At 69.6% G+C, this 17,717-nt stretch carries 18 protein-coding genes; 13 read left to right on the top strand and 5 right to left on the bottom strand.

Annotated features, from left to right (window positions below; genetic code table 11):
* Positions 1–2,117: 2,117 nt before the first annotated feature.
* From RI578_RS40640 to RI578_RS40630, 3 genes are all read right to left on the bottom strand, one after another.
* On the bottom strand, positions 2,118–3,686 hold the full coding sequence (locus RI578_RS40640; RefSeq protein WP_310876040.1) for a hypothetical protein: 1,569 nt from the start codon (positions 3,684–3,686) through the stop codon (positions 2,118–2,120).
* Between the two features lie 808 nt (positions 3,687–4,494).
* Positions 4,495–4,623, bottom strand: coding sequence for a hypothetical protein (locus RI578_RS40635; protein ID WP_310876039.1), 129 nt, complete (start codon positions 4,621–4,623; stop codon positions 4,495–4,497).
* Between the two features lie 186 nt (positions 4,624–4,809).
* Complete coding sequence (locus tag RI578_RS40630; protein WP_310876038.1) at positions 4,810–5,586, bottom strand: GntR family transcriptional regulator; 777 nt, start codon at positions 5,584–5,586, stop codon at positions 4,810–4,812.
* A 148-nt stretch (positions 5,587–5,734) separates the two neighbouring features.
* On the opposite strand from RI578_RS40630, the gene RI578_RS40625 reads away from it, so the two are divergent.
* The 13 genes from RI578_RS40625 (at position 5,735) to RI578_RS40565 (ending at position 15,364) form a co-directional block, all read left to right on the top strand.
* Entirely contained in the window at positions 5,735–6,373 is a 639-nt protein-coding gene (locus RI578_RS40625) for a WhiB family transcriptional regulator (protein WP_310876250.1), read from the top strand.
* On the top strand, positions 6,370–6,654 hold the full coding sequence (locus RI578_RS40620; protein WP_275539177.1) for a hypothetical protein: 285 nt from the start codon (positions 6,370–6,372) through the stop codon (positions 6,652–6,654). The genes RI578_RS40625 and RI578_RS40620 overlap by 4 nt, the downstream gene beginning before the upstream one ends.
* Positions 6,651–8,198 (top strand): DUF2637 domain-containing protein, encoded by a 1,548-nt coding sequence (locus RI578_RS40615; RefSeq protein WP_310876037.1) that lies wholly within the window; start codon positions 6,651–6,653, stop codon positions 8,196–8,198. The genes RI578_RS40620 and RI578_RS40615 overlap by 4 nt, the downstream gene beginning before the upstream one ends.
* Before the next feature lie 60 nt (positions 8,199–8,258).
* On the top strand, positions 8,259–8,432 hold the full coding sequence (locus RI578_RS40610; protein WP_275539179.1) for a hypothetical protein: 174 nt from the start codon (positions 8,259–8,261) through the stop codon (positions 8,430–8,432).
* Complete coding sequence (locus tag RI578_RS40605) at positions 8,429–9,442, top strand: hypothetical protein (RefSeq protein ID WP_310876036.1); 1,014 nt, start codon at positions 8,429–8,431, stop codon at positions 9,440–9,442. The genes RI578_RS40610 and RI578_RS40605 overlap by 4 nt, the downstream gene beginning before the upstream one ends.
* Before the next feature lie 8 nt (positions 9,443–9,450).
* Complete coding sequence (locus RI578_RS40600) at positions 9,451–9,891, top strand: hypothetical protein (protein ID WP_047181660.1); 441 nt, start codon at positions 9,451–9,453, stop codon at positions 9,889–9,891.
* Positions 9,888–10,715 carry a hypothetical protein gene (locus tag RI578_RS40595; RefSeq protein WP_310876035.1) on the top strand — a complete coding sequence of 276 codons (828 nt, stop codon included), beginning with the start codon at positions 9,888–9,890 and terminating at the stop codon, positions 10,713–10,715. Before RI578_RS40600 ends, RI578_RS40595 begins: the two co-directional genes overlap by 4 nt.
* A 385-nt stretch (positions 10,716–11,100) precedes the next feature.
* On the top strand, positions 11,101–11,229 hold the full coding sequence (locus RI578_RS40590; protein ID WP_310876034.1) for a hypothetical protein: 129 nt from the start codon (positions 11,101–11,103) through the stop codon (positions 11,227–11,229).
* Between the two features lie 226 nt (positions 11,230–11,455).
* A complete protein-coding gene (locus RI578_RS40585; RefSeq protein WP_310876033.1) occupies positions 11,456–12,037 on the top strand; it encodes a hypothetical protein in 582 nt (193 codons plus the stop codon).
* A gap of 40 nt (positions 12,038–12,077) precedes the next feature.
* The gene (locus tag RI578_RS40580; protein WP_310876032.1) at positions 12,078–12,602 is read left to right on the top strand and encodes a hypothetical protein; all 525 of its coding nucleotides are present in this window, start codon (positions 12,078–12,080) and stop codon (positions 12,600–12,602) included.
* A 523-nt stretch (positions 12,603–13,125) separates the two neighbouring features.
* A complete protein-coding gene (locus RI578_RS40575; protein ID WP_310876031.1) occupies positions 13,126–13,398 on the top strand; it encodes a hypothetical protein in 273 nt (90 codons plus the stop codon).
* A 57-nt stretch (positions 13,399–13,455) separates the two neighbouring features.
* Positions 13,456–14,442, top strand: a complete 987-nt coding sequence (locus RI578_RS40570; protein WP_310876030.1) for a hypothetical protein — start codon at positions 13,456–13,458, stop codon at positions 14,440–14,442.
* 445 nt (positions 14,443–14,887) lie between these two features.
* The gene (locus RI578_RS40565) at positions 14,888–15,364 is read left to right on the top strand and encodes a hypothetical protein (RefSeq protein ID WP_310876029.1); all 477 of its coding nucleotides are present in this window, start codon (positions 14,888–14,890) and stop codon (positions 15,362–15,364) included.
* A 351-nt stretch (positions 15,365–15,715) separates the two neighbouring features.
* Here RI578_RS40565 and RI578_RS40560 read toward each other — a convergent pair whose 3' ends face one another.
* Together RI578_RS40560 and RI578_RS40555 are read right to left on the bottom strand one after the other, a co-directional pair.
* Positions 15,716–16,009, bottom strand: coding sequence for a hypothetical protein (locus RI578_RS40560; RefSeq protein ID WP_310876028.1), 294 nt, complete (start codon positions 16,007–16,009; stop codon positions 15,716–15,718).
* Between the two features lie 128 nt (positions 16,010–16,137).
* Entirely contained in the window at positions 16,138–16,764 is a 627-nt protein-coding gene (locus RI578_RS40555) for a hypothetical protein (RefSeq protein ID WP_310876027.1), read from the bottom strand.
* Positions 16,765–17,717: the final 953 nt, after the last annotated feature.

Genomic DNA, 17,717 nt, shown 5'->3' with positions numbered 1-17,717 from the left:
ACCGAGTGGATGGAGCGCGCCCTCGTTGAAGGGCTGCGTACATCCACGCACCGGCCGCCCAGTGGGCTTGGCGCTCCCACCCACCCATCCATCCATCGCCGTCGCGATGGACGCCATCGCCAACTCGGTTCGAGACCCGCGGGCTGCCTTCACATCTGGACGTCGTTCTGTACCGCTCCGATGTGCGCTGGGAGAGTCGCTGCCCGGCCCCCCGGGGCACGCCGTCGCGCACTCTTTGGACCCGCCCCCGGTGCCGGTGAAGCACGCCAGCCTCCGCGGTGGCGGGGTTGGGGACGCCCATGCTGTTTCCCCTTGACCTGAGTCGAGGTCAAGGGGAAACAGCAGTTGCCCAGGCCCATGGTCAAGGGGGGGGGAAGAGAGGCCGGTCAAGGGGTGGACAGGGCAGAAGGGGGCGTCACCAGAAGCCGCCCGCGTACGACCCGCCCGGGTGGCGGCACGTGCCGCTTCCCGAAGTCCCGGCCCGCTCCGGATACCTGGGTGGGCAAGGGGCCATGGCCACAGGGTGGGCGGAGTGGTCAAGGGGGTGTCCGCAGGGGGAGGTGGCTGGGGGCCCCATTCCGATCGGAGGCTGGGGTGAAGGCCACCGGCAGTGGATGGACCCCCCAAGAAGGGAGCCGGTCAAGGGGGTGGCGAGCTCGCGCGGTGAACCCGGTCAAGGGGGCGAGAGAGCAGAAGGACGTCATCAGAAGACGTTTGCCGGGGCCGTCTCGGTGAGCTGACACGCTCTGCTTCACCTTCCACCGACACCTCGGGCTGACGCCGCCTTCCCCCTTGGCCCCGGGGGATCGAGTGGAGTCCACTGCGTGGGTGGGCCATGGCCACTGTGTCGCCCACCGGAGTTGCATGGGTCGGTGGACGACACCCGGTGGCGTGGGTCGACTCCACCCGGGTGGGCACCAAGGTGTAACCGAGTCCCGGATGGAGCCCACCCAGTGGGTGGACTTCGACGCCGGCTGCCCGCTCCGCCCACTGGATTGGATGGAGCACATCGAGTGGGTGGACCAGAACCCATCGCGGAGTGTTCGGGCCCATCCACACTCAGGCCCGCGGGGCGTCGGCCGCCCACACTTCGGTCCATCACGATGGACGCCATCGCGACGTCGGGCTGAAGCCCCGGAACCGTCATCACTCCTGCACGGCGTTCCGCGTGCACCGGTATGCGCGCCCAGGGGAAGCCCGTCCGCCCCATTGCTCGTCCGTTGGTCGGCTGGTCCGCGTCGAATCGGCTACCGCTGTCGTCGGTGCTGCGTCCCAGCCACATCAGTTCCTGGACGGTGAGCGGCCGCCGGGTTTCCCCTTGACCTGGGCCGAGGTCAAGGGGAAATGAACAGGCCCGAGTCCGCGGTCAAGGGGGGAGGCAAAGCCGGTCAAGGGGGTGGGGAGCTCGCGCGGTGAACCTGGTCAAGGAGGGAGAGAAGTGCGAGGGCACCTCGGGGCGGGCGGAATGCTCCCGCTTCTCCACGATGCCCTCTGGGCTCCGGGCAGACGCCGTCTCTCGCCTTGTCCGCCGGTTCCCATCGGTGGCACCACCAATGCACTGGGACCCGGGGACATCGAGTGGAGTCCACTGAATGGAGGGAACGGGCCGGTCCATCGGGTGTCGTCCACCGGGAGGAGTGGCCGATGGCCAATGGCGGGGGTGGGGACGCACTCCACTCCACTGAGTGGGCTCCACCCCGCACTCGGTGGAGCCCACTCAGTGGAGTGGAGTGGGCGATGGATGGCGGGTTGTGCGAGTGGACCGGGACGGAGATCGCCGTCGCATCGGGCTCGGTGGTGTCCACTCATTCTGTGGCCACGGCCCTCGGTCCCACTCCCTGCCGATGACTTCGAGGTACCGCGGCGCCAGGCGATGGACGGTGGAGTTCCCCTTGACCCGGACCGCGTGTCAAGGAGGACCCCGGCGGGTGGGGGAAGCCGGTCAAGGGGGCCTCCACGCTACGTGGAATCCCTGGTCTGAATGGCCGACCGGGCGCCGCGGTGCGGTTGACGGGCCCAGCTTCGGCCCGCCGGCGCCTGCCGGAACAGAATGCGATCCGTGGCTGTGGCTCGGGGCCACCTGGGAGTGTCGATCCTTGACGGGGGGAGAGGGCGGCTCATGATGCGGCCCGCTCCATCCGGCGGGTCCGGCATCGGACGCAGAGCCCGGTGGAGCCGAGGGCCGGCCGGGTGCATCCACTGCCGTCCCATCCCGCGCACACTTCGAAGTGTGTCGACGGGAACGGGCCGCTGGCCCGTCCACCCTCGTGCTCCTCTCGGCACGGCTTGCACCTTGGGGCCGGCTTGGCGCGGTTCAGCACCAGGACGGCGCAGCCGCACTCCGGGCACCGGCCCCGAGGAGCCGCAGGAGTGGACGGCTGGACGGGAACCCGAGCAGGTACGGAATGGACGATGCCGGGGGTGGGCGGCTCGGGCTGCGCCGTGGCGCGGCGCCGGTCGCGGACGATCTCCTCGCACACGGAGCACCGGCGGCCGCTGCTCCACAGGACGCCGGCCTCGCAGTCGAAGATTCCGCAGCCCCAGTGGGGCAGGCCGACACCGAGGATCCACCGGCCGGGATCGCGGATCTCGTCGGTGAAGGCCCGGGCGGCCCGCGTCTGGAGACGCTGCCGCAGACGGGCGTCGTCGACGCCGGAGCGCAACTGTTGGCCGACCTCCCGGGCGATGCGCCGCTGCATGTAGATGCTGGTCTGCCGGTAGAGCCACTGGACCGGCTCGAGGACGCCGTGCACCCGGGCACTGATGGTCAGCTGAGGCCCGCTGTAGGCGCGGGTGGGGTTGGTCAAGGGGGTGCCCGAGGGCTTGGTCAAGGGGTTGGTCAACGGGGTCTGGTGGTCATCCGCGCGAAGCGCGAGCTCGCCTTCGTTCGTGCCGCGCGGTAGTTGCGCAGCGCGGTTTTCCACACCTTCACCTACCTGTACTTCGCCTACGGCGGGTGAGAAGAGGGCTCGCTCGTCATCAGGTCGGTCAGTCCTAGGTTCTTCCTTAGTCGCGAGTGATCCCTCACCAGCCGACGAACCCGATCCCTCACCAGGACCAGAAGTGGAGGAGGGCGCGACGTCCGTGGAGGACGGTTGTCCACAGCCCGGGTCCTGAGTGGCGGGCGGGATGTCGTGAGCGACGAAGTGGTGGCGGCCGCGTACGCCGGCGCGCCGCTCCACAGTGATCCACCGCGTCGCCTCCAGCTCGTCGACGATCTCCCCCGCAGCCGCGGTGGTGAGCGGCTGGCCGGCCCGTCGGCCGCTGTAGTGGTGCAGCGCCCCTGCGATCTCCGACTCGGTGAGCGGGATCTTCTGGGCTTGGGCGTAGGCGATGAGTGCGTACGCGCGCAGCTGTCGCGGGGTGAGGTCCTCGGACGCCGCGACGGGGATCCACACGAACCGCTCGGCCGGGGAGAGCGGCCGGGTACGGCGCACCGCCGAGGTACCGCACCCGCCGGGCAGCGAACGGCGGGTCGAGGACAGCTCGACGACGCCGTCGGGCCCGGGGTGCATCAGCTGCGTCATGCCGCGCTCGACGGAGGCCTTGGACAGGCCGACGTACTCCGCGATGGTCACGGTCGCCGCCGTGCAGCCCTCCGGACGCAACGCCAGCGCGGCGATCTTCACGTACGCGGTCACCGCGACGTCGGCGTAGTGCGGGTTGACGACGAGGCGCAGGGGCACCTTGACCCGCTGGCGACGCTGCGGACGCGTCTGATCACCCGCCGGCGGCGGGCTGCTCGGTACTGCTGCTGTGCGGGGCACACTTCTCCTGGCGCACCGGCGCCGCGGGGCGGCGACTCGGGTGCGCTGGGTCTCGACGGCGTCCGGCAAGGACGCGGTCTGGGGTCTGGCCAGGGGCACTCGGGCGGAAGCTGAAGAAACGGGTCCTTCAGCTGCTACGGGTGTCGAAAAAGCCGACGGTGTGACAGTCCGGCCGAGAAAATCCCTGACGAGCCTGTGACCTGCGGGTCAAGGGGGCGTCCGGGGTGGCAGCAGACCCCCTTGACCACCCCCTTGACCGGGGCAGTGAAGGCCCGACGGCCGGGCGTAGGGAGCGAGGCGCCGACCTTGCTGGTCAAGGGGGGCTGACCGGGACTGGTCGAGGGCAGATCGCCGGACCGCTCTGCGCCGCGGCCGATCCCGGCCGGAACGCCGACCGCGAGAGCGCGCACGCAGCGTGGTGCTGGCGTCACGGATGGGCGAAAAACCGCCGTGAACGACCTGCTTCGATGGCGTCCGAGCTGACAAAGGGCATGGGTGTACTGCAAGATGGACCCCGTTCTCCCGGGTCGCCCCGGGAAACGACGAACCCCTTCGGGGGGGATTGCTGCTGGAGGGCAGTGATTGCCGGACCATTCGGTCTGGCCCTCGCTCAACTGGGCCGCTAACCCAGGACTGAGCGGTGACGGCCGGCAGAGGAGCTGCTAACTCCGAAGCCGGCGGAGAGGGGCGAGGAGCAGCCTTTGCTAGAGGCGCCCGCCCGGAAGACCTACGACATCCGCAACTCCCCCTTCCAGGGGGTTTTCGCGTTTCTGGGCCCGGTCGCGCCGGGCAGCGCCCACGGCAGCGCCGCGCCCGGCGCGGCGGAACCGCTCGGGGTCTGTGCGGTGCTGGTCATGGGAGAACCGCCTTCTCGGTTCACCGGGCTCCTCCTCGGCGCTGTGCGCCGGGGCCCGAGGTGAGGCGTATTGGATCAAGCGGAAGTCACCCTATCCCCTGACCGCCGCCGCGCACATGCTCTCGGCGCGTTGCCCATTCGACGTCGAAAAGCGAGGCGAAATAGGAGCACTTGACTCAAAAGCTGCTAACTAGCGCTTCTCGTACGAATAGTCACCCGATCTGCCCGTACTACCGTCAAAAGGAATGAAGTTGGGCGTTCATTCATAAAACCGGTCCTTCGAACCTCGAACACCGAGGTGGCGATTTTGGACTTGAGGAGCGAGCACTCCTCGGTGGTGGCCGGCCTCGCGCCCCAGCTGCTGGTGTGGCTGTCCTCGCGCCGCAGCGGGCCCACCGTGAACGGCGCGACGGTGGCGGCCTCGGCCGAGTTCACCGCGAGCGGGTCCGGGGTGAAAAGAGTCTGCAGCGCCCACGGAGTGCCGGCCTGCAGCAGTACCGCCTGCCGGATGGACAGGACGGCATTCGGTGCCAAGTCCAGAGCCTCGACCGCAGGGGCATCGGTGCCAGGGTCTCCGCGCCTCAAGTTGGTGTGGCTGTCGCCGGCGGAATCCGCCGGCCGCAACAGCCCGTCCTCGTGCAGCCAGACCTCCATGGCGGCGGCCGGCTGCAGGACCCGACTGCGGCGGCGGGGGGCCGTCTCGACCAGGCCCTCCTCCTCGAGGAGCCGCAGCGCCTGGGCCACGGTGTTCGGTGCGACGCCGAGCTTCTCACCCAACTCGCGCTGACCGGGGAGTTTCTCGCCCGGGGCCAGCCTGCCGCTCAGGATGTCGGCGCGCAGCGCGGCCGCGACCTGCTCGTGCGGGTGATGGGACGTCATGGGCATGGGCACATCTTGCCGCACCCGCCAGAGCTCACGGCTCATCCGCTGGACCTTCTTCCTTGACGTGATCGCCGACAGCATGCATCATCTGACGCATCTGCATTAAGGCAGTTAAGGCAGATGGCGCGTGGAAAAGCAAGAGCGACCCCCGGGGCTGGTCCCCCCGGAGGCCGCGAACGCGCCTCACCACCCACCAGAGCGTCACAGGAGATGAGATCGCGTGAACACCATGATGGCAGCCCACCCCCCGACGCCGGCCCGTCGGCGGGTGAACCCTGAGGACGGCGTCGCCGCGTACATCGCCGAGAGCGTGCCGGTCGACTCCCTCGTCGCCGGCCGATACCTGGCCGGTCACGACGGCCGGCTCATCGCACAGCAGCTGCGGGCCCCGCAGCTGCGCCGGGCCATGGCCCACTCGGTGTGTCACACCGTCCAGCCGGACGTCGACAACTTCTACCAGGAGGACGGCGAGCCGGACGCCGACTGGCAGCAGCGCCGCACCCGCACGGTCCGCGACCACTGCACCGTCTGCCCGGTGCGGGCCGCGTGCGCCGAGCTCGCGCTCCGCGACGAGGACACCGTCGGGGTTCGCGGCGGGCTGGACCCGGAGAAGCTCGACCGCCGGCTGGCGGCCGAGAGCACCCGGCTCGAGCGCGCCCGCGCCGCCGACGAGCAGGCCGGCGAGCAGCAGCGCGCCCGCATTGCTGCGGGGGCGGAACTGCAGCGGCTCGCCGGCCAGTACCTCGGCACCTCCGGGAAGCCCGAGAAGCGCCTGGAGAACATCGAGAACATCCGCGAGGCCGCCCGTCACCGCGACGAGCTCGTCGCCGCCCACCGTCTCACCGCCGGCTGGACAGCCGCCGCATGAACTCCGCCGGCGACGTCTACGCCCTCAACCGCGCCCTGGTCAGCGCCCTCGCCCGCCGCGACGACGTCCTCTTACTTCCCGTCCTCGTACCGGCCGGCGCCGACATACCGCCCGTCAACCCGCTCACCCTGCTGCTCCTGGTCCTGCTCGGCCAGGCCAGGGCCGAGCGCGACGCCTACAGGAACTGGGTCACCCAGGACCCGGCCCCGCCCAACGACGACCCGCTGCGCGCCCAGGCCGCCGAAGCGGCCAGCAACCTCGCCCGGAGGGACTCCCCGTGACACCCGACCTCGCCCCCCACGGCGCGGCTCTCGCCGACCTCTTCGGCAGCTGGCAGTTCGTCCTCGGGGCGCTCGTCCTCACCCTCGGGCCGGCGATCGCCCTGCGCCGGCGCCGCATCGCCTCGGCCGCGCTCGCCGACAGCGAGCGCGCCGCGGCCGTCGACCGCCGCGGGCGCCGGGTCGAGGACCTCCTCACCGTCGTCATCGCCGCGGCCGCGGCCGCCCTGTCGGCCACCGGTCTGCGCCGGGTCGGCCAGCACCAGATGGGCCTGGAAGCCCCGTTCGACCTCCTGCCCTTCGTCGCACTCGATGTCGCGGCGATGGTCTGCGGCCGCCGAGCCCGCCGCCGCGCCCGCGACGGCGACGGATCAGGCCTGTCCGGGGCCCTCTTCTGGATCCTCGCCGGCATCAGCTCGGTCTTCTCCGCGTCCGAAGCCGACTCCCTCCTAGGCGGCGTCGTCCGCGCGGTCTGGCCGGTCCTGGCCGCCGTGCTCTGGGAGATCGGCTCGCTCGAGGAGCGCCGCGCCGCCCGCAACAAGGGCGGACGCCCGGACCGACGCATCGCCCTGGTGCGCCTGCTCCACCCCGTCGAGGCCTTCCGCGTCGCGCTGCTGCTCGCCGCCCGCCAGGACCTGGCCCAGGAGGAAGCCACCGCCGAGGTCCGGATCTCCCGGGCCGCCTACCGCTGGTACCGGCTTCGCCGTGCCCAGGACGCGGTCAAGCAGGCCGGCAGGATGACCCGCTGGGCATACCGCCTCGCCGAGATGCATGCCGACGGCCGCGCCCAGGATGCCAGCGAGCGAGCGGGATGCTCCGACCCCGCCATCCTGAAGCGCGTCGTCGCCCGGCTGCAGCTGCGCGTACGCCAGTCCGACATCGCCGGGATGAACCTGCGCAATCCCGTCGCCTTCGAGGGCATCCTCAACACCCTGATCGGCACCATCCCGACCATCCCATCCCAGGCGGCCGGCCCTCATCCCGTTCCGTCATCCCGCTCGGATGACGAGGAAGAGGTGCAGGTCAAGGACGGGATGGGGCAGAGAGACGAGTCCGGGAAGGACACCGTCGACGAGGACGTCACGTCGTCTGGCGCGGACGTCGATGCCGAGCAGGATGAGGACATGGCCGCCGGGCGCAAGACCGACGAGGAAGTCATGGCCGCCTTCGTCCAGACCGTCCCGTTCAAGGATGACGGCAAGCCCGCCTGGGGCATCAACCGGATCGCTGCCGCTCTCGGTATCGGGAACCCGCGGGCCAAGAGGTTCGTGGACACACGGGCCGAGTGGCTGCCCAAGGCTCTGGCCGCCCATCCCGCCGCGCGCGTCACCGACGGCGAGCAGCCCGACCACTTCGACCAGGCCCTCGCCCTCGCGAACGAGCCATCGCCGTCGGCCGCGGGCCCTCAAGACCTCCAGCCCGCCCCGGCACCGGCCGGCCCGCAGCCGCCTCTCGACGAGCTCTTCCACCTCGACCCGACCGTGGGCGACCACTTCGAACAGCACGACAGCGGCCTCCTCGTCCCCGCCGCCGGCAGCCGACCCTGACGCCCCGCTCCGCAGGGCGCCCAGGAGGGCTGCCCGCGAGCACGACCGTGAGGACCACACATGCCCGCCACCACCTTCGACCAGCACGTCAACGAGGCCCTCGCCCTCATCGCCCCGGCCCGCCGCCCGGCAACAGCCGCCCGGCCGGCCCGATCCGCCGCCGCCCCGCAGCACGGCCGGCCCCGCCTCGCCCTCGTGCGACGCCCCGCCTCCCACGAAGGGAGCGAGCAGTGAGCACGACCCCTTCCACCCGCGGCCGGACCAGCCGGGCCCACTCCCGCACCCCCGACAACGAACCGCCCCAGACCCCGGAGACGGACAGCGACACGCCGGACGACGAGACGCAACTGCGCCGCTTGCTGACCCGTATCGGTGTCCGGCCGCTCGGCCACGCCGAGCAGCCTATCGAGGAGGAGCCCGAGCCAGGCGCTGCCCGCCCCGACCACGCCCTGGACTCCGCCGGTGCCACCCGCCGGATCTCGATGTCGCCCGGCGGACGACTGCCCGTTCCCGGGCAGACCATCGACCTGACGGACCTCCAGCAGCAGGCCCCGGCCGACGGGCCGATGCCCGCCGAGAATCAGGACGCCACACCTGACCCGGCCGGGCCATCGGAGTCGCAGTCCACGGGCGAGCAGGCGAAGAGCGCCTGGCCGCCTCGCATCTCTCGGCGCCGGCGCAAGGGCGACGACCAGGCCGAAGACCCGGCCGCCGCGGATGCGGAGGGCGACGGGCCCGACTGGTTCCGCGTACGGAAGAGCGCCGATCCGCAGGCATCGGACCCGGACACCTACGAGGTGCACAACCACTACTACGGCACTGGCCAGGAGCCGTCGGCATCTGCAGGGGAGAGGACCGGGCCGGGCCGCAACCGCAGCTCTCTCACCGCCTGGTGGGCGTCGCTCACACCGCTGCAGCGGTTCATCCTCCACAACGGATCCGCCGCAACCGCCGGTGCCTGGAGCTGGGGCGTGTTCACCGCCCAGTGGGACGCCGGGCTGCCTCAGTGGACGCTCGCCGTCATGCACGACGCTGCCGCCAGCAGCAACGAGCCGTCCACCCCGTTCATCGTCGGTGGCGGCGTGATCCTGCTCGCCGCAGTCGTGGGCGGCGGCATCTCCGCCTTCGTGGAGAGATGGCTGTACCGGCTGCCCTCGTTCTGCGCCGCGGTCCGCTTCCTCACTCATATCCCGGTCGCCTCCGCCGGCATCGCCGTCCTGCTGTTCTTGCCCTCCACCTTTTAAGGATTCCCGTGACCAGCCTGCTCGCCGCCGGGGCCGGAACCAGCGCCCTCGGCCCGATGTCCGCCACCGCCGTCAGCATCATCTTGATCGTCACGCTCATCTACGGCATCTGGGGCAAGGGCAAGAAGAAGCTGGCCCGGGGACCGGCCCAGGCCATCGGCTTCTTCGCCGAGCTCGCCTTCCTGCGTGCCGACTCCTGGCCCCACGACCTCGGCACCGCTGTCCAGGACATCCCACGCCAGATCGCCGCGAACCCTGACCTAGGACCCATCGGCATGACTGCCGTGGTGATCATCCTGCTCGTGCTGTCCGCCTTCGCCCCCATCGTGCCGTTCACCGGCGCCCTGTGGGGGATGCTCACCGCAGCCGCCATGGCCGCCGCGCAGGGCTCCATCTGGCGGGCGGTCGTTGCCGTCGCCACTGCCGGACTGTCCCTGGTGGGCGCATGACCGGGAAGTCAGACACGACGAACACCGCCAAGCAGAAACGGCGGACGATCAGGGTGGAGCACATCCCGTTCGTACGCGAGGTGCCCGTCGTCGCCAGCGCCACCATGGTCGCCCTGCGCTACGTCGGCGCCTGGCTGCGCGCCGGCGACCAAGAGCGAGGCGGGTTCCTCGTCCGCCTCGGTGCACTCGGCCTTGGCGGCTACATCGCTCTCTACTTCACCGAGAAGCATCCCGGCCTCTGGTACGTATACGGCGCAGCCGGTCTCGTCATCGTCACGACCGTCGCCGTTCGCACCGGTCTGTCGGCCGGCCGCACGGTGAAGGACCTGGAAGTCGCACACGCCACTGCCGCGGCGGAAGAGCCGCAGGGGAGCGCCACCAAGAACGATCATGAAACGCCGGGGGAGCAGGACCCCGAAACGACGCCGGCGCAGGTCACTTCAGCCGAAGCCGATGCCGCCTTCGCAGTGTTCATCGAGCACAGCGTCGCCTTCGCCGTCCGCCAGGGCCGCAAGGGCGTCCACACCGACACCCTCCTCAAGCGGATCCACCAGGAGGGAATCCTGGCCGACTGGACGGAACCCATGATCAGGCAGAAGTGCAAGTCCCTCGGCATCCCCGTCCGAACCCAGATGGGCATCCAGGGGAGGAACTACTTCGGGGTGCACGTCGAGAACCTCGAACAGGCCCTCGGCAGAGCCCTACGGATCCCCGCCCAGCTCGTCCCCGACCTCACCCCGAACGCCCCCGCCGCGCCCCCTGTCGGGACGCCCGCCCCGCCCCCCGAAGTCGCCTTCCTCGCGGCCCCTGCGGACGCCGACTGATCCCCTCCACCCGGGAGCCCCCTCGCCGCCGCCCAGAGGGAGCTCCCGGGTGCCCGAAACCTCCTTCGGCCAGCTGCCTCTCCCCTCCCCCACAGGGGCCCCGCCGGCCATCTATCGGCCACATCTACGACCGTCTGACCTGCGGATCTATCCCAACGGTAGAAGCCTCTACCGATCTCATCTACCGGGCCCTATCGGCTTGTTCTCCTCCCGCAGTGCGCCGCCGCCCGGTACCGTCGAACCACATCCGAAAGGACCGGTGGAAGGGGAGCCCGCGGTGGCATGGCGGTATGAGTGCGGCCCGTGCGGGGTCACGACCGGGTGGCTACCGAAGGAGCAGGCGTCCGCCAAGCGCGACGAGCACCGCGACAGCGACCATCCCGGCATGATCCCGACAGCTGAGGTGTTCGAGTCCAACGCCAAGCCAGTCGCCAAGGATCCGGCCGCCCTGCGCATGTGGGCGGCCATCGCCGCAGTCTGCCTGCTCGCCTGGATCATCCAGTCCATGCGCTGACGCCCGCGATCGCCCGCTCGGCGCTCAGGCGCGCTCGCAACCGGGCAGTTCCAACAACGTCTCACGGTGAAGAGCAGATTCATACTCATCAAGCGAACGTTGCCTATTCATGTTTCACTGTGTACTGTGGTCTTCACGGAGAAAGTTCCGCCTCTGTGTCACACGCCGCTCGCGCACAACACCTGTAGCAGATGAGCGCACCCACACACCCTTCCTGGAGTCCACCGTGACCACGCCCCGCACCCTGACGCTCGGCACCGCTATAGCGGCCGCCGCGCTCCTCGCCCTCACCGGCTGCGCCAACAAGCCCGTCGAGCACGGCGAAGTCATCGACAAGCGCGGCTACGCCGGTCGCTGGATCCCCGAGTACGAGGACGTGTACCGCCAAGACTGCTCGACCATCCGCACCAGCTCGTTCACCACCACCGCCTTCGCGGGCCGCATCGGCGGCTCCAGCGGAGGCAATTCCAGCGGAGGCAAGTCCAGCTCGTCGGGCAGCACCGGCAAGAAGAACAACGACACCACCCCCGACGGCTCCGGCGGTTCGTCCGGCGGCACCCCGCCCGGCAAGTCGCTCACGAACGGAGGCACCTCCGGCACCGCCAGGCCCGACTCCTCCGGCTCGACCACAGACGGCAGCAGCCAGCCCACCAAGCAGTGCCAGCGCCACCACGTCGGCCGGAAGCAGACCGGCCAGCGCTGGCAACCGGGCAAGTGGGAGCTCCAGCTCCGCGACGGCGACCGAACCGGCTGGGTCACGGTCTCCGAGACCACCTACAACGACACCGATCTCCACGACCACATCTGACCGACCCCGGAGACCTCGACCCCTATCAGGAGTATTCGTCATGCCCCGTGTACCGGAGTACACGTCGTTCAGCATCTACATGCTGGAGCCACACGCTGATCATGCGACGGCCGGGAACGGCTACATCCCGATCGAAGCCATCGCCGAGCGCGTCTACGGCAAGCCGTACAACTCGCTGCGCGGATGCCAGCGGGACGACGAGCACATCGGTAATGACAGCGTGAAGCTGTACGAACTTGCCTCCGACGGGGACTACGAGGAGGCACTCGAACAGTTCGACGACGCCGAGCTGTACTTGGGCTGGGACTCCCGCATCGGTGAGAGCGTCGTCAAGACCGGCATGACCGAGCTGGACTACTGGCTGAGTATCCGCGTCGCTGACGAGCACACGCCAGCCACTGTCGAGGCGAACCCGCCTGAAACGCAAGACCTTGAGAACGCCGTATTCGAGAACCGATTCTTCGCCGATCGTGCCTTCTCCCCGTCGCTGAAGCTGATCCTCGCCGATCTCATCCGACGCGGCGAACTCCCGCGCAGTAACTACCTGTTCCGGCACTGGTGGTGATCGAAACGGAACGAAAACCGACGCCACATAGCCCCCGCGAGGCACACCTGACCCGCTTCCCGGGCGACCCGCTGCCACGCGATCAGTTACCCACCCCAGCACACCCGCCCCCGACGACCTTCGATGCGGGGCCACCACCCGGTGGCCCCGCATCACCCAGTGGGAGACACCAGATGCACCCCTTCGTTCTCGGAACTGTCCTCGGAGTCGCCGTCACCCTGCTCGCTCTTGCCCTCAGCCGGCGCTTGACCCGAAAACCGCACTGCCCCTGGTGCGCCACAGCCTCGTCCTGGCCCACCTCCCAGCACGACGCCCTGCACTGCCGCGGCTACGTACAAGAACGCCGCCGCGAGCGCCTCCGCGACATCGCACACGGACGCCCGGTTCCGGAACCGAACCCCTGGGGACACGCGCACCTCCTCGACGAAGAACGGCGCTAGCCGCCGCGCAGGCTCCGTCCCGCCACCATCTCCCCAGCCCTCCACCCCACAGTCACTTCACCCAGCCCACCAGATGAGGACCGATGTCCGGCTGCCTCGCCGCACTCCCGACGGATCACACCCCCTGCGCCGGCCCCGCCGTCGTCACCGTGCTCGACGCGGACAACGCCGGCGCCGACGGATGCGAACACCACGCCGCACGCCTCCTCGCCGTCCTCGACCGCGGTCGCGTCTTCGCACTGCCCCACGCCCCCGCCGGAGCCGCGCACAGCGTCTTCAAGGCCGCAGCTCCGCAGGACGAACGCCTTCACCGCCTGACCGACGCCATCCTGCCCTCGCCTGCAACGCCCTGCTGAAGCGTGGGCCGACCAGGCCCAGCACAACCGCCAGCAATCACCCTGAAGGGAACCCTCGTGCCCGTCGGCCACCACCCCGAACACGCCGTAAAGGCCTACCAGGACGAACGACCGTCCGTCACCCGACTCATCCTCGAAGCGCGGTGGGCGCACTACCGCCTCACCGACACTCTCGAACACGACCCCGACAGCAACACCGTCCCCGCCCTGCGCCGCCTCAAGCTCCTGCACGCCGGCGCTCTCATCGACGTCCTAGCCCTGCGTACCCGAGACCCCGACCTCTACGAAGCCGCCCGCGACCACGGCGCCGCCCTCCGCGAGGTCGACGGCCTGGCCCTCGACGACCACCCCCACAACGGTCTCGACCACCTGCGAGCCCAATACGCGCGGCTCCATCACCACACCCACAGCGACGCATGCCGAGCACCCCATCCCGCTGACGAGTCTCGGCCGACCAAGCGCCCCTTCCGCCGATCCGGCCCCCGGCTGGTGCGCCACATGCTCGACGCCTACGCATGGGCCCAACTCGGCCTCACCTCCCGCTTCCACGCCGTCGACGTGGCCAGCGAGCAACGGCGACACTTCATGACCCGCGGACTCCTTCTCGACTGGGCCGCCACCGCAGCTCCGACCGACAGCGCCGCAGCGGCGGCCGCCGCCAACGCTGGCCACGCCCTGCGGACCTTCGACCGCCGGGCCGCCCTGAATGACCTCCGTGCCCGCGCCTACCTCCGCGACGCCTTCCGCGACCTCGACGACCAGGAGGAAGACGACGACCCGCACCCCCGTGACTGTCCAGGACACTGCTACGGCACCGGCGAAGTCCTCACCGTGCTCACCTGGGAGCACCAAGGCGACGATATCTACACCCCGGTCCACCAAGAACCGGTCCTCTGCTTCGGCACTGGCACCGCCCACGCCCCGGACTGCGCCACCTGCGATGGCCACGGCTTCACCTACCCGCCCGGCTACCGCGAACTCTGCCTCGACGGACGCTCTCCCAACGGCGCGCCAGCCACCGCCCTGACGCCGCAGGAAGCGTGACCCCACCGCGTCCAGGACCGCACGACCGCCGGTGCCGAGCGGCACGCCCGACCTGCGCCGGCGCCCCGCCCTCCGGCACGCACCAAGGGGGTGTGATTTCTCCCCCCAAGACCAAGTGGGGGAGAAATCTCTCCCACCACGGCAACAGAGAAATCTCCCCCCTGACGGAGGGAGATTTCTCCCCCCTCCCCAGAGAACCCACTAGCCGGAGGGGGGTGATTTCTCTCCCCCACGCAGATGCCACAGGGGAGAGAAATCACCCCCCCCCAACGGCTCGACTCAACCCTGCTAAGAGCCCCAAAAGACCATCCTGCCCTACAACTTGCCCTGCAACAGGCCCCACAACTTGCCCTACAACTTGCCCTTCGCCTTGCCCCACAACTTGCCCCCACGCTGCGCACTCGACAGGTGAAACTGCACTTCAGCGGCACGGTCAAGGGGGCCGGTGCGCGCCGACTACTTCTCTATAAGACCCATAAGGGAACTGAGGACAACAGCGAAGAGCCATAGACGAACGACAGGAAGGAGGAAGCCGGCAGAGGAGGGAGGAGGAAGGGAGACGGATGAGAGAGCAGCAGGACGGAAGGAGCGAGGGAAGGAGGAGCAGCGAAGAGCGGGAGCAACCAGAACGACAACAGCAAGCGAGAGGAAGAAGCCGAGGAGCGCAAGAGCCGAGGAGGTAGAGGAACAGCCGAAGCAGACAACGACAGACGAGACACAGATAGACCACGAAGCACTGAGACAGTCGGGGAGAACAGAGAACGGAGGAAGCGCCAGGGACTGTGAGCACGAGGTAGAGAGCCGAGACGGGTTCGAGGGCGCCAGGGAGTTGAGCAGATCGCCGAAGCTGCGGAACGCAAGCGGCCCCGCCCAGCGAAACGCTGAGCGGGGGCGAGCAGGGGGGCGGGGGCGCGCCGGGTGACGCGCGGCACGCGAGACTACGAAACTTGCCGCAGCATCCGCCAAGCAGCCGCCCGGCCGCTGGCGCTGACGCGTTCCGCCGCATGGAGTCGCAGCGCCCGCGCTCGTGCGAACGCTGCGGCAGCCTCGCGGTCGCCACCCGCTGCGCGGGCAAGCAACTCCGTGATCTCGCTATCGGTCATCAGGGGGCCTTTCGGTGCAGACAGGTGAGCGTTACCAGTAATCGGGGGCGGGGGCGGCCCGGCCCCGGTGGTGGGGGGGCCAGGGCCGGGCCTGGGGCGGGCTCGGGCGGCCCTTGGAGGGCAAGGCCGCCCGGCCCTGGTCTGGGAGCTACCGCCGCCCCACGGAAGGGCTACAGGGGAATCCGGGGGGACTGCGTGTCCAGCCGTGCCATACGGCAATCGGCGCAGAGGTCCGCGTTCCCCTCCGTCTTGTTGCCGCACTCCTCACCCCACCCGGGGCAGACGCGTACCTCAGTCTGCGGGGAGCGCTGCTTCTCAGGCCCCAAGCGCCAGATCTTGAAGCCCAGTTCTTCCAGCTCCGTCGCAGCGTCGTCGCTGAGTGCCTCACCATAGGTGTCGCTGAACGCTCCAAGCGCTTCGTCGAGCAATTCGCATTCCCTCGTGGTGAAGATCGGCTGCGTCACTGGAAGTCCTTACGGGGATGGTGATGGACCGTTGGCATGGGCGGGGCCCTTGGGGCCCCTGGTGGGGGCGTGGGGGGCGGGGCGGCCCTTGGTGGGGGTTGGGGGCCGCCCCGTGGGTTGTTGGGGGGTTAGGCGGTCTTGTAGCCGTTCAGCTTCTCGACCAGTTCGGCGCGCATGAAGGCGAGGGCCTGTGCCTTGTCGTCGAGCTTGTTGATCTGGGCCTGGACGGCTTCGGCGCGCTGGGTGTTGAGGAACTTGGTGTAGGTGGCCTGGCGGGCGGGGGTGGCCTTGTCGGTCTGGTAGGTGGTGATCAGGCCGGTGACGAGGTCGCGGACCTTCTCGAAGGTCTCCGGGCTGGCGTTCTCGGCCGGGGCGCTGGTCTCGAAGGCGGCCCCCAGCATCCGCTTGCGGAACTTGAGCAGCGGCGCGTTCCCGTTGTCCGTCTCGGCGGTCAGGTCGGCCGGGTTGACCAGGTGGCTGCCGACCACGTACGGCAGCTCCATGTCGCCCAGCTTCGGGGCGTCGGTCCGCTCGTGGCGGTCGGTGGCGCTGCCCTTGCCGAACTGGACGTTCAGCAGACCCTCGGTCTTCGGGAACAGCTCCCAGTTCGGGTGGACCACGACCGTGCCGATGGGGAACACCCCGTCCTGGAGGACGCGGGACAGGTCGTAGATCGCCTCGCCGTTCTCGCCCGTCTCGACGGCGTACGAGTAGGTGTTACCGGCCGGGGTGGTGAACGTCTGGGTACCGGACATGAAGATCCCCTCCAACAGGGTCAGTAGGTGGTTTCTCGGCCGGTTCTTCGTTCCCCCGACCTCGTGATAACTACAATACACACCGAACCATGAATACGCAACATCGGAACGGGATCACCCCCACACGCTCAACCAAACCCGTACCCATCTAGAAACCTCACCCCCCTGGGACCGCCTCGCCCGGCGACCGACCGCACCCGCCCCCGGCTCATCCCGACCCTGCCGGGGTCACCAGCGGCCACCCGGCCGCACTTTCGTGCGACCCCCGATCCACCCCCCGGACGGTCCCGCAACGCGAATCTAACGCCACCCCCGGAACTCACCTCCGCCCAACCGGCGAATCTAACGCCCAGCCCGTACGCGCCGATTGGAGCGGCCCCGGATCTAACACACCGGGGCCATCGGATCTAACACGCCGCCAAATACCGGACCCTGAATCTAACGCCACCCCCACACGCGCCCCGGAAAGCCGTACAGGACCCCGTGAAGCCACGACACCCGAACCCCTTCCCCAACCGCCATGACCCCTGTAGGCTGCTGCTACATCCCACACAGGGGCACCCCGGCCCCGCCGGAACAGCCCCCGGGCACCGGGGAGCGGACACCCCGTCAATTCCCGCCGCACAACTTGAATTCAAGGGCTCGAACCCCTAGAATTATCTGGCAGCACAGGAAATCGGGACCACCCGCAGAGAAACACCACCGGGACAACCCGAAAACCCGTAGAGAAACCACAGAAAAGGCCCGCCAGGACCACGAGGGAACCCCCTCCCACCTAGCCAGCCATTCCTTAACACCAACCACACGAAAGAGAAACCGCATTCGAGGCCGCACCGCCCTCCGGCCCGCCCCGCGGGCCGGCTCCTCGGCCGGCCTCCAGGCCGGCCGGTCAGCGCTCTGCGCTGACGGTCTTTCAGAGGGCGCTCTGCGCCCCTCTGTACCCGCTCCGCGGG

The sequence above is a fragment of the Streptomyces sp. BB1-1-1 genome (assembly GCF_031597775.1).
Lineage (GTDB): Bacteria > Actinomycetota > Actinomycetes > Streptomycetales > Streptomycetaceae > Streptomyces > Streptomyces thinghirensis.
Note: the sequence above shows the minus strand (reverse complement) of the source record. Positions and strands in the feature narration are given on the sequence as shown.